10 protein-coding genes are annotated in these 11524 nt (G+C 66.2%); 4 read left to right on the forward strand and 6 right to left on the reverse strand.

Annotated elements, in window-relative coordinates; all coding sequences use genetic code 11:
• Positions 1-27: 27 nt before the first annotated feature.
• A complete protein-coding gene (locus ABQ039_RS16720) occupies positions 28-2649 on the reverse strand; it encodes a TonB-dependent siderophore receptor (protein WP_184611411.1) in 2622 nt (873 codons plus the stop codon).
• Positions 2650-2932: 283 nt separating this feature from the next.
• Here ABQ039_RS16720 and queD point away from each other — a divergent pair, with 283 nt between their 5' ends.
• Together queD and ABQ039_RS16730 are read left to right on the forward strand one after the other, a co-directional pair.
• A complete protein-coding gene (gene queD / locus ABQ039_RS16725; protein ID WP_039529685.1) occupies positions 2933-3286 on the forward strand; it encodes a 6-carboxytetrahydropterin synthase QueD in 354 nt (117 codons plus the stop codon).
• A gap of 192 nt (positions 3287-3478) precedes the next feature.
• Positions 3479-3841 (forward strand): phasin family protein, encoded by a 363-nt coding sequence (locus ABQ039_RS16730; protein WP_126966625.1) that lies wholly within the window; start codon positions 3479-3481, stop codon positions 3839-3841.
• Between the two features lie 258 nt (positions 3842-4099).
• On the opposite strand, the gene bioD is transcribed toward ABQ039_RS16730, so the two are convergent.
• Entirely contained in the window at positions 4100-4774 is a 675-nt protein-coding gene (bioD, locus tag ABQ039_RS16735) for a dethiobiotin synthase (RefSeq protein ID WP_126966624.1), read from the reverse strand.
• Between the two features lie 117 nt (positions 4775-4891).
• On the opposite strand from bioD, the gene ABQ039_RS16740 reads away from it, so the two are divergent.
• Together ABQ039_RS16740 and ABQ039_RS16745 are read left to right on the forward strand one after the other, a co-directional pair.
• Positions 4892-5374: a GAF domain-containing protein gene (locus ABQ039_RS16740; protein WP_054592358.1), complete on the forward strand. Its 483-nt coding sequence runs from the start codon at positions 4892-4894 to the stop codon at positions 5372-5374.
• Positions 5371-5763, forward strand: a complete 393-nt coding sequence (locus ABQ039_RS16745; RefSeq protein ID WP_024938378.1) for a TfoX/Sxy family protein — start codon at positions 5371-5373, stop codon at positions 5761-5763. Before ABQ039_RS16740 ends, ABQ039_RS16745 begins: the two co-directional genes overlap by 4 nt.
• Positions 5764-5870: 107 nt before the next feature.
• Here the strand turns inward: ABQ039_RS16745 and ABQ039_RS16750 are convergent, their stop codons facing one another.
• From ABQ039_RS16750 to dinB, 4 genes are all read right to left on the reverse strand, one after another.
• On the reverse strand, positions 5871-6782 hold the full coding sequence (locus ABQ039_RS16750; RefSeq protein WP_349778407.1) for an alpha/beta hydrolase-fold protein: 912 nt from the start codon (positions 6780-6782) through the stop codon (positions 5871-5873).
• A gap of 95 nt (positions 6783-6877) precedes the next feature.
• The gene (locus ABQ039_RS16755) at positions 6878-9121 is read right to left on the reverse strand and encodes a TonB-dependent siderophore receptor (protein ID WP_349778352.1); all 2244 of its coding nucleotides are present in this window, start codon (positions 9119-9121) and stop codon (positions 6878-6880) included.
• Between the two features lie 407 nt (positions 9122-9528).
• A complete protein-coding gene (gene gph / locus ABQ039_RS16760; RefSeq protein ID WP_349778353.1) occupies positions 9529-10179 on the reverse strand; it encodes a phosphoglycolate phosphatase in 651 nt (216 codons plus the stop codon).
• A gap of 173 nt (positions 10180-10352) precedes the next feature.
• A complete protein-coding gene (gene dinB / locus ABQ039_RS16765) occupies positions 10353-11432 on the reverse strand; it encodes a DNA polymerase IV (RefSeq protein WP_104593593.1) in 1080 nt (359 codons plus the stop codon).
• Positions 11433-11524: the final 92 nt, after the last annotated feature.

Below are 11524 nucleotides of genomic sequence, written 5' to 3' on the forward strand. Positions count from 1 at the left end.
GGCGTGCATGGGCGGTGCGTATTCCGATCAGAATCGATAATCCAGGCCCACGGTGAAGTAACGCCCGCGCAGGTCGTACTGGGTAAAGTCGTAAGGCGCACGAATGCCCGGGAACGAGGCATCGACCGGCGGCTGCTTGTCGGCCAGGTTCTCGATCTTGGCGTACAGGGTCAGCTTGTCGATGCCGGTGTAACCCAGATACAGGTCGAACTGGTTGTAGTCGCCCACGCGCGACTGCACGGCACTGGCCGCGGCGCTGGCCTTCTGGTCGTAGCCGCCGGTGTAGTACCAGGTCAGTGCGGCGCTGACGGTGCCCAGGCTCCAGTCCAGCGTGGTGGTGGCCTTGTTGCGTGGCAGCGACGGGCCGAGATTGCTGCCGGCGTAATCCTGCAACGGGCCACCGACCACGGTGGGGCGGCGGTAATCGCGCACATGGGTGTAGGCGGTATTGAGGCCGAAGTTGCCGGCTGCCTCGGTGCGCCAGCGCTGACGCAGTTCGACATCGACTCCCGAGGTCGTCAGCTCGCTGAGGTTCTGGTAGCGGTTGTACACCGCCACCAGCGTGCCGCGCTCGTTGCGGATCACGTCGGCCGGGTCGTTGTTCTGCACGATGGTGGCGTTGTTGCCGGTGCCGACCAGGTTCTCCAGTTCGATCTTGTACCAGTCCACGCTCAGGCTGGTGTCGGCCCACGGCGACAGCACCACGCCCAGGTTGTAGCTGCGCGTGCGCTCGGGTTCGAGCGCTGTGTTGCCGACGGTGAAGAAGGTCGGGTTCTGGCGCGAGCCCGGCACGTCCGGATCGAACGGGTCGACCACCGAGCCGTAGGAGATGTTGGTGCTGGCCGCATTCTCCGACAACGACGGTGCGCGAAAGCCGCGCGAGGCGGCCGCGCGCACCAGCACGGCGTCCAGCGGCTGCCAGCGCAGGCTGGCCTTGGGCGAAAACGCCTCGCCGAAATCGCTGTAGTGATCGCCGCGCCCGGCCAGTTGCAGTTCCAGCGATCGCAGCAGCGGCAGGTTGACCTCGGCATACAGCGCCGACACCCTGCGCTCGCCATCCACCGCGGCAATCGCGGGGCGGATCTGCAGGCCCTGGTCGATCTGCCAGGGATTGCGCGAGACCAGTTCCTCCTGCCGCCACTCGGCACCGGCCGCGAACCCGGCGCTGCCGGCCGGCAGCTCGAACAGGTTGCCGGACACCTTGGCATCGACGCCGCGCAGCGTCGATTGCGCCGGGCGCAGCGTGCTGAGGTTGATGCCGTCGATCACCGACTGCGGCGTGGAGGACGGGTCGAGCAGGTTGTAGCTGCCGTCGGCCAGCGCCTGCGCCAGCGTGAAGCGGTTGGCGAAGCCACCGGATACGGTTTCGTGCTCGCTGCTGCGTGCGGCGAACGCAGCCGCCTCCCAATCCCAGCGTTCGGTCTTGCCGCGCACACCACCGAGAAAGCGGTAGGACTGCGAGCGATTGGTTTTGACCGTCTGGCCCAGGTCGAAGAAGGTGTATTCGATCGGCACCGCGGCGCCGTACGGGTTATATGGGCTGGAGGCCGGCAGCAGGTTGGACACCGGCTCGGCCAGCCCGCTGCTGGCGTTCAAGGCGAAGCGGCCGCCTTCCAGGGTGAAGTACGGGCTGGAGCCGAAGATCGACACGCCCTTGACCTCGCTGTAGAGCGCCTCGCCGAACGCCTCGACATTGTCGCTGAGCCGGAAGGTGGCATTGGTGTAGGCCTGATAGCGCTTGGTCGAGGGAATCAGCGTGGTGAACGGGGCCTGGTTGAAGCCGCAGGTGTCGCCGGCCAGGCCGTCGATCGGCGCGCTGGCGGTGAGTACGGTGCCGGTGGGGCAGTTGCCTTGCGCATCCAGCATCGGCACCGAGCGGCCGCCGACCAGGTAGCGCGCGCCCTTGGCCGACCAGCCGTTCCAGCGCCCGCCAGGCAGGTCGGTGTAGATGCCCGAGCGAGTCAGCGCGCGCTGATCCTGATCCAGCCGGTCGCGGTTGTAGGCGTCGAAACTGAAAAGGATGTTGTAGCCGTCGCGGTCAAGATCGCCGATGCCGCCGATGAACTTAGCGCGCTGGGTATCCATGCCGCCCTGATCGGAGGTGCCGCCGCTCAAGCCCAGCTCTGCGCCCTGGAAATCCTGCCGGGTGATGATGTTGACCACGCCGGCCACCGCGTCGGAGCCGTACACGGCAGAGGCGCCATCCTTGAGCACTTCGATGCGCTCCACTGCCACAAGCGGCAATGCGTTGAGGTTGACGAAGGTGTCGCCCAGGCCATTGGCGGGAAAGCCGTAGTTGGCCAGGCGGCGTCCGTTGAGCAGCACCAGGGTGTTCTTCTGCGACAGCCCGCGCAGGCCGATGCCCGCCGAGCCGGACGCCCAGCCGTTGTTGGTGGTTTCGTTGGTGGCGTTGCCGGTGTTGGCCGAGATCGAGCGCAGCGCGTCGGCCACGGTGACCTTGCCGGACTGCTCCAGCTGCTGGCGGTCGATCACCTGCACCGGGTTCGGGCCTTCGCTGTCGGTGCGCTTGATATTGGAGCCGGTGACGCTGACGGTGGCCAGGGTCTTGCCCGTGTCGGGTGTCGCGTCGTCGGCATGGGCAAGGGGAATCAGCGCCGACAGAACGGCAGCAGACAGCAGATAAGGCATCGGGCGCTTCACGCACGGCATCCATGAATGGGGGTTTTGCAGTGGGCCATGCGCAATCGATTAACAAAAATTACAGATCTGCATAGAGATATGACGCGCGGTGACACACGCCGCTGGCCGGACGCAGTAAGACGCGCGTCGGACTTTGTGCGGGCGACCGGGTGCGGCGCTCCGGCGCAACGCGACCAACCCCGTGTTGCGGGTGCCACGCCAGGGCGCAGAGACGCTGTGTCGCCGTGATCGGGTCAGCCCGGCAGGCACCGGCGCACTTACAATGGCGCGCATGGATATCTTCAAAGTCTTTACGCTCGAAGCCGCGCACCGGCTTCCCAATGTGCCGCCCGGCCACAAGTGCGCCCGCCTGCACGGGCATTCGTTCCGGGTCGAGCTGCATGTCAGCGGCGAACCCGGCGCCGAGACCGGCTGGATCATGGATTTCGGCGACATCAAGGCCGCCTTCCAACCGATCTACGACCGCCTGGACCACCACTACCTCAATGACATCGAGGGGCTGGAAAACCCGACCAGCGAGCGGCTGGCGATCTGGATCTGGAACCAGCTCAAGCCGGCGCTGCCACAGCTGAGCGAGATCGTGGTGCATGAAACCTGCACCTCCGGCTGCCGCTATCGCGGCTGATCGCGCAGCGCAGTCGTGTGACGCAAGGCCGCCTCCAGGGCGGCCTCGCCGTTTCTACGGCACGGGTAATGAATTGATTTAAAAAGGCTTTTGAGACGGTTTCGGAAATTTTCAGCAAACGTGTTGCATCGCAGCAATATCCGCGTATGCTGCAACGCAACAACGGTCACAGCCTTCCCCAAGGGGTTCGCAATGTCGGCGCAGTTCGAAAACGGCTTCAACAGCTTTGCCTCTGCAGCGGCACGCGCCAACCAGTTGGCGATGGAACACGCGGAAAACGCGTTTGGCCTGCAGCTGAAGACGCTCGAACGCAACGTCAGTGCGACCACCAGCTTCTTCGGTGAGTTTGCCCAGGCCCGCGACCTTGGCGCCTACCAGACGCTCTGGCCGAAGGGGCTGCAACTGGCCCGCGACAACCTGGAACGGCTGGCCTCGGTGAATCAGGAAGTGGTTGGACTGGGATTGAAGGCATCCGATGCGCTCGGCCAACTGGCCAAGCAGCAGTTCGAGGCCAACAGCGAGCAGGCCGCCAAAAGCAAGACCCGGCGCACGTAAGCGCCGACAAAAAATTCAGCGTCTTTGCATGGGTCCCTCCCCCCATGCAATCCGGCCCGACAGATCCCTCCCTCTGTCGGGCTTTTTTATTGTCTGCGCATTGCGCGCGCTGCCACTCCGACCAGGTGGTATCGCGGCACGGCGCAGGGTGCACTGGAAACGCCGGGACGCAGGGCGAGCGCCCGGCAGCGCGCAAGGCTGGGATGGCATCTGGCGATCCGCGTCGCAGTGACGCGGCCGCCAGACCGCCAACATCACTCAGACCGGCACGTGCAGCCCCAGCGACTGCGCCGCGGCATCGGCGCCCGGCCGCCAGCCGATCCGGCCCCAGCACGGCATCGCCAGGCGCTGGCGCAGCATGCCGATGTTCTCCTCGATGCGCTCCATCTGCGGGTCGACCTCGTTGGCGATCCAGCCGATGCAGTCCAGCCCGTCGGCAGCGATCGCCGCGGCGGTCAGGCGCGCGTGATTGATGCAGCCCAGCCGGATGCCGACCACCAGCACCACGGGCAGCTTGAGCGCACGCACCAGATCGGCCTGGTCCAGATCGGCGCTCAATGGCGCAGCCCAGCCGCCGACACCTTCCACCACCACCACCTCGGCCTGCGCGCGCAATTGCGCGAAGGCCTGGACGATCGGCTCCAGCGACAGGGTCACGCCGACATCGGCGGCGGCCAGTTCCGGCGCCAGCGGTGCCGGCAAGGCATAGGGATTGAGGGTGGCGTAATCGGGTTGCGGGGCGCTGGCGGCCTGCAGCGCCAGCGCGTCCTCGTTGCGCCAGCCCTGCGGCGTGTGCTCGCAACCGCTGGCCACCGGCTTCATGCCGACCGCCGTGTGGCCCTGTCTGCGCAGTGCGTGCAGCAGCGCGGTGCTGGCCATGGTCTTGCCGATGCCGGTGTCGGTGCCGGTGACATACAACGCCGGAAGCTGCATGCGTCTGTTCCTGCGGCCGCGCCGCGGTTGCCGTGGGGGCGCGCAGCATAGCGTGCGGATCCGAACGCGCGGCTGAGTCGCAATGCCGCTGCGGATGGCCGCTGCTAAACTTCGGCCATGTTCGCAACCTCTTCGCTGACCGGCAGCAAGCCGGAACAATACGCCCAGCTCACCGCCCAGGCCCAGGCCCTGGTGCATGGCGAGCCGGACCGGATCGCCAATGCCGCCAACCTGGCCGCACTGATCTTCAATGCGTTGCCGTCGCTCAACTGGGCCGGCTTCTATTTCTACGACGGCCGCGAGCTGGTGGTGGGGCCGTTCCAGGGCTTGCCGGCCTGCGTGCGCATTCCGCTGGACAAGGGCGTGTGCGGCGCGGCTGCCAGCACCCGGCAGAGTCAGCGCATTGCCGACGTGGATGCCTTCCCCGGGCATATCGCCTGCGATTCGGCCTCGCGCTCGGAGCTGGTGATTCCGCTGGTCAGGGGCGATGCGCTGATCGGCGTGCTGGATCTGGACAGCCCGGAGCTGGATCGCTTCGACGCCGACGATCAGCGCGGCCTGGAAGCCATTGCCCAGGTCTTCGTCGGCGCGCTGACGTGACCACCGAACGGCTGCGCAACATCGGCCCGAAAAGTGCGGCGTGGCTGCGCCAGGTCGGCCTGCGCACGCAGCAGGATCTGCAGGCGGTGGGCGCGGTGGGCGCATTCGTCAAAGTGCGCCGCGCCGGCTTCAAGCCCAGCCTCAACCTGCTGTATTCGCTGGAAGGCGCGTTGACCGACTGCCATTGGCAGGACGTGCCGGAAGCGCGCCGGCATGCCTTGCTGGCCGAATACGAGGCAGCCAGTGCGCTGTTGCCGGTGCGCGGGCGCGCGGTCGGTGGACCGGTGGAAACCGTGCACTACGCACGCGCCGACAACGACGATACGCACGGTGAGATAGGCGAAGCAGACGACGAGACTGCGGACCAGAGCGACACGCGCGACGATTGAGTGCCTGCGCCGAGGTGTCACCGCTGCATGCGTGCGGCATCAACACTGCGATCCGCAGCAGCGTGCTTGTCGAGCGGGTTTTCCTCGAGCGCCTGCTTGATGGGACGTCATCGACGCGTCGCTGCATCCCGCAACGTTGGCGCAAGCGATGCGCCCAACGTCTGGCCATGGCTGAGGCCTGGCAGCGGTTGATAGTCGGCGGTAAGGCCGGGTAACGACGACAACAGCGCGACGAGGCGTCGGGCGGCCTGTGGATCTGCGCGCGGCCGCCCCGGGCGATCCGGTTTTGCCTTGTTCGCCGATGGTGCGCCCTCGCCTGCCATCAGCGTCAGCCGACGCCTGGATGGCTGCGTGCCCGCCGAACGCTCCCGTGCATGGTCGACCACACGCTGCGCCTGCTGGACGACAAATCCATCGCCCCACCACAGCGACGGGTCGACCGCGACGTAGTGCTGGAATAGCTGCGGCTGCGTCAGCAACACCTGCAGCACGAACAATCCGCCATACGAATGGCCCCACAGCGTCTGCCGCTGACGGTCCACCGCCACGCGCGCTTCCACCTGCGGGCGGATGGCTGTTGCGATCAGCTGCGCGAACGCCGCCGCACCGCCGGTTCTGCGCTGCGGATCGAGTGGATCGGTTTCCACCCGCCCGTCGCTATGGCGCGCAGGCGTGTAGTCCAGGCTGCGCCCCACCGCATCGATGCGCAATGCGCTGTCGTCGGCGATGAACACCAGCACCGGCGCATCGCCGTGGGTGGTCAGGCTGTCGAGCAGGCGCTCATCCAGCTCCATCAGCGCGGCATTGCCATCCAGCAGATACACCACCGGATGTCCCGCAGCCGGCGGCGCAGCTTTGGGGGTGGCGATGCGCACGCGGTAATGGCGCTGGCCATCGGCCGAATCCAGGCGCAACGCGCTGAAGACATACGAGGCACTGGGACGATCGGCGACGGTGCTGCCGATCGTGCGGCTCAGGTCCGGCTGTGCGAACGCCGGCACAGCGCCGGCGATCCACATCAGCGCAGCGGCACACGCAAGCCGCCAACGATGCTGTCGGGTCATTGCACTCTCCTGTTGCGGCGCGCACGTTCGCGCGCGGCGCCGCATCGCTGTCAGAAACCGAAACTCAGGCTCGCCCAAAACGCACGACCGGGTTCGTTGTAGGTGGCTGCACCCGCCGCGCCGCCGGTGTTGTTGGTGCCTTCGCGGAACAGACGGGTGTCGAACAGATTGTCCACACCGACGCCCACGCTGACCTTGCGGGTGATCCGGTAACGCGCACTGACACCCCACAGGTCATAGGGGTCGCGCGTGTCGGGCGCGATGGCGCCGCCGCTGGTGCTCGATTGCGTGGCCGACTCCTGCTTGCCGTAGAAGGTCCCGGTGAGCAGCAGCGACAAGGCCTGGGTCGGCTGCCAATCCAGCGTGGTGTTGACGGTGTATTCCGGGATCACCGACAGCGGTTGATCGGTCACGGTGTTCTTGTTCTCGATCATGTAGGTGACATTGGTGTTCCACTTCAGCTCGCGGCCCTGCTCGCCCAACAGCGGCAACGTGAGATTACCTTCCACGCCCTGCACGATCGCTTCCGATGCATTGGTCCACTGGAACACCTGCCCGCGCCGGTCGACGGTGATACCGACCGGCGTCATGCCGGCGACGATCTTGTTGTCGTAGGCGTTATGGAAGTACGTCAGCGAGGCGTGGTGACCGGTTTGCGGTGCCCACTCGATGCCGATCTCCTTGTTGATGCTGGTCTCCGGATCGAGGTTGTCGTTGCCCTGGATATAGCAGCCCGAACCAAGATTGGGGAACAGCACCGGGCAGCCATTGCCGCGTGTGTAATACAGATAATTGGCGTTGGACTGATACAGGTTGGGCGCCTTGAAGGCGCGCGCGATGCCGCCCTTGAGCAACCAGTCGTCGCTGAGTTTGTACTGCACGTTGAGGCTGGGGCTGAGGTTGTTGCCAAACTGGCTGTGGTGATCCAGCCGCACACCGGGCGTCAGCGTCAGCCGCTCGCTGACATAGATGTTGTCTTCCAGATACACCGCGCTGAGCGTGGCCTCGCTGCGTGGGCTGCGCGTGCCGTTGGCAAGACCGGGAAAGCCGCCGCCGGCGCTCACCGTCTGCGACATCGAATACGCATCGCTGAGGCGGCTCTGGCGGCGCTCGAAACCCAGCGTCAGCACCTGCTCGGCCCAGGCCTGCAACGGCATGTTGAACTCGCCGTCGATGTTGAGGTTGTCGAGCGTGGCGGTGGAATTGAGCAGGCTGGCGGCAATGGAGCCTTCGGGGCCGCCGGCCAGGCCTTCGTTAAGGCGGGTATTGTCGGTGCCTTCATAGGCGGCGGTGAGGCGCGAGGTACCGAGCGCCCAGGTGCCGCGATGGGTCAGCGAGGCGGTGCGGCGGATCATGGTGTTGGTTTCGCTGCCGAACAGTGCGCCCAGATCGGCACCGGCCAGGCCATCGGCGCTGACCGCACGATCACCGGCGTACAGATTGCCCTGGCGGCTGAAGCCGGCATCGAGTTCGATCACCTGGCCTTCCATCGGATCCCAGCGCAGCAGGCCGTTGATGTCCTTGTTGCGCACGCCCTCGCGCCCGGCCGGCGGCACCGCGGCGGCACTGCTGGCAAAGCGGCGATTGAGCTCCAGCGAATCCGGATCGGTCTTGTTGAGGTTTCCATACAGGCGGAACGAGAACGTGTCGCTCAGCGGCCCGCTGAGCTGGAAGCCGGCACGCTGGCCACCGCCTTCGGCACTGTGCTGCGGCACCAGGCCGAACACCGTCATCGAACCGGTCAGGTCGCCGGTCGGCTTCTTGGTGATGATGTTGACCACACCGCCGGAGGCACCGGAGCCGTAACGTGCTGCGGCCGGGCCGCGCAGCACTTCGATACGCTCCACCGCTTCGGCCGGCACCCAGTTGGTGTCGCCGCGCGTATTGCGCTCGCCGCTGCGGCCCATGCGCACCGCATCGCGCGATCCCACCGGCTTGCCGTCGACCAGGATCAGCGTGTTTTCCGGGCCCATGCCGCGCAGATCGATCTGGCGGTTGTTGCCGTACTGGCCGGAGGCGCTGTTGCCGGTGAGGTTGACGCCAGGCATGGTGCGCAGCAACTGCGACAGATCGTTGACCGGTGGGCGCCGTTCGATGTCTTCGGCGGTGATCACCGATGACCCCAAGGCCTGGCGTGCGATCTGCGCGGCGGTGACGTGCACGGTGTCCAGCGACTGTGGCTCGGCTGCAACCTCTTCGGCCGATGCGCTGCAGATGCAGCTGCCGCAACCGAGAGCAATGGCCAGCACCAGCTGACGGTGGGACAACACGGGACGACGTGCAGGCGCAGACATCCATGACCGGCGTGATGCGGACATTCTCAAACCTCTCGACAGGAGATGGACCTCTGGCGACGGCTTGAGGTGACACGATGGGGGTGATGCATGCAGCGCCGCGCACGACGTGCATGCGCGGCGCTGACGCAGTCAAACTTGTCCGCGCATTCTACACAGATGCGATTCATTCTCAAATCGAAACGCTGCGCTTTCATGGCCACACGCGGGCATTGCCGCTTCCGGCAGCGCAGACGTCACCAATGACGCACACCGGTGGGGAACTGTACGCGTTAGCTGGCCGACGATGCGGCCAGCGTGCGAAAGGCCTTCATTCAAGGCGACAAACGCAGCCAGCCGATGGTGGTATTGGTTGCCGCGCCGCGGTGTGGACGATGCCTGCATCCGCGCTGGCAACACTGCGCGTCTTACTTCAACGTCAGCAATTGCCGCATGTCATCGATGATGGCCACGGCACCGGCGCTCTGCACATCGAAGCCGCGCAGATAGCCATAACGCACCATCGCCAGCGGCATTGCCGCGGCGTCTGCAGCCGCCGCGTCGGTGGCCGAATCGCCGACCATCAGGCATTGCTGCGGTGTGCGCCCGAACTGTTTGGCCAGGTGCAGCAGCGGCGCTGCATCGGGTTTGCGCTGCGGAAGCGAATCGCCACCGAGCACGCTGCTGAAATGCGCAGCGATGCCCAGGTGCTCGAGCAGCGGCGCGATGAAGCGCGCTGGCTTGTTGGTGCACAGCGCCAGCGTGGCGCCGGCCTCGCGCAGGCCGGCCAATGCCTCGGCAACACCGGGATACAGCTGCGGGTTGTGCAGCAGGCTGGCCTGGTAGTGGCGCATCATCAGCGGCATCTCGGTATCGGCATCGTGGGTGCCGCCGGCTTCGCGCAAGGCGGTGGCGAGCAGCACGTGCACGCCTTCGCCGATCCAGCTGCGGATCGTCGCCTCGCTGAACTGCTGCAGCCCGAGTTCCTGCAAGGTGGCATTGAGCGCTTCGGCGATATTGGGTGCGCTGTCCACCAGCGTGCCATCCAGGTCGAAGATCACCAGCGGATACGGAAACATGCGCACAGTCTCGTTGGGGGAGCGGCCTGCAGTGTACGAGCTGCGGGATTCAGGGCGCGTCACCGTGGCGCGATGCGAACGGCCGATGCCAGCGTCGATGCCTGCATGGGTGCAGTCATCGCTGCATGCACCGCACGCCGCAGCCGCGGTGCAGCAGCCATGCCGCCACGCACTCAGTGCGCCGGCGGCATGTCGCCAAATAACTCGCCCTGCACCGCGCCCTCTTCCGCGTCGCTGAAACCGCTCAATCCCACCCCGACCAGGCGATAGCGCGTGTCGTCGGGCAACTCCACGCGCCGGGTCAGCGCCAGCGCGATCTCCGCCAATGCCTCCAGCGAAGCCGGTGGCTGATCTGGCGTGTACGAGCGGGTCAGGATGCGGAAGTTGGAGGTCTTCAACTTGAGGACCACGGTGCGCCCGATGCGCTCGGTGCGGCGCGTGGCCAGCCAGGTCTTTTCGGCCAGGCGCAGGATGTGCGGATCCAGTGCCTCCAGCGCGATGTCCTCGCTGAAGGTATCTTCCGAGGACACCGATTGCACCTCCTGATCCGGCTCGACCGGGCGCTCGTCGATGCCGCGTGCGCGGCGGTACAGGCTCTGCCCGAAGCTGCCGAAATGTGCTTGCAGCTCTTCCAGGGGACGCAGCCGCAGATCGCTGACGGTGACGATCCCCAACGCCGCCAACTTGCCATCCATCACCTTGCCCACGCCGGGAATGCGGTTGACCGGCAGCGGCAGCAGGAACGCATCGACACGACTGGGCGCGATGACGAACTGCCCGTCGGGCTTGCGCCAGTCCGAGGCGATCTTGGCCAGGAACTTGTTCGGTGCGATGCCGGCCGATGCGGTGAGCTGGGTTTCCTCGCGGATCTGGCTGCGGATCAGTTGCGCGATTTCGGTGGCCAGCTGCATGCCGGTCTTGGCTTGCGTGACATCCAGATAGGCCTCGTCCAGGGACAGCGGCTCGACCAGATCGGTGTGGCGATGGAAGATCTCGCGCACCTGCCGCGACACCGCCTTGTAGCGCGCAAAATCCGGCGGCACGAATACCGCATCCGGACACAGGCGCTCGGCACGCAGCGCCGGCATGGCCGAACGGATGCCATAGGTGCGCGCTTCGTACGAGGCCGCGCACACCACCGAGCGCGCACCGCGCCAGGCCACCACCACCGGCTTGCCGCGCAGCGATGGATCGTCACGTTGCTCCACGGACGCGTAGAACGCATCCATGTCCACGTGCACGATCTTGCGCATCAAGCTGGCATCTCTCCGAAAACGTCGGGCCATGATAAATCAGCCGCGTCTCACGTCTTGCGCCGCGCCATCGCGCAAGCCCGGGCGCGAAC

It is taken from the genome of Xanthomonas sp. WHRI 6108, from assembly GCF_040202385.2.
Lineage (GTDB): Bacteria > Pseudomonadota > Gammaproteobacteria > Xanthomonadales > Xanthomonadaceae > Xanthomonas > Xanthomonas arboricola.

Coding starts and splice junctions, on each gene's coding strand:
- ABQ039_RS16720 (WP_184611411.1), bottom strand. CDS start 2,649: ATGCCTTATCTGCTGTCTGCTGCCGTTCTGTCGGCGCTGATTCCCCTT.
- queD (WP_039529685.1), top strand. CDS start 2,933: ATGGATATCTTCAAAGTCTTTACGCTCGAAGCCGCGCACCGGCTTCCC.
- ABQ039_RS16730 (WP_126966625.1), top strand. CDS start 3,479: ATGTCGGCGCAGTTCGAAAACGGCTTCAACAGCTTTGCCTCTGCAGCG.
- bioD (WP_126966624.1), bottom strand. CDS start 4,774: ATGCAGCTTCCGGCGTTGTATGTCACCGGCACCGACACCGGCATCGGC.
- ABQ039_RS16740 (WP_054592358.1), top strand. CDS start 4,892: ATGTTCGCAACCTCTTCGCTGACCGGCAGCAAGCCGGAACAATACGCC.
- ABQ039_RS16750 (WP_349778407.1), bottom strand. CDS start 6,782: ATGTGGATCGCCGGCGCTGTGCCGGCGTTCGCACAGCCGGACCTGAGC.
- ABQ039_RS16755 (WP_349778352.1), bottom strand. CDS start 9,121: ATGTCTGCGCCTGCACGTCGTCCCGTGTTGTCCCACCGTCAGCTGGTG.
- gph (WP_349778353.1), bottom strand. CDS start 10,179: ATGTTTCCGTATCCGCTGGTGATCTTCGACCTGGATGGCACGCTGGTG.
- dinB (WP_104593593.1), bottom strand. CDS start 11,432: ATGCGCAAGATCGTGCACGTGGACATGGATGCGTTCTACGCGTCCGTG.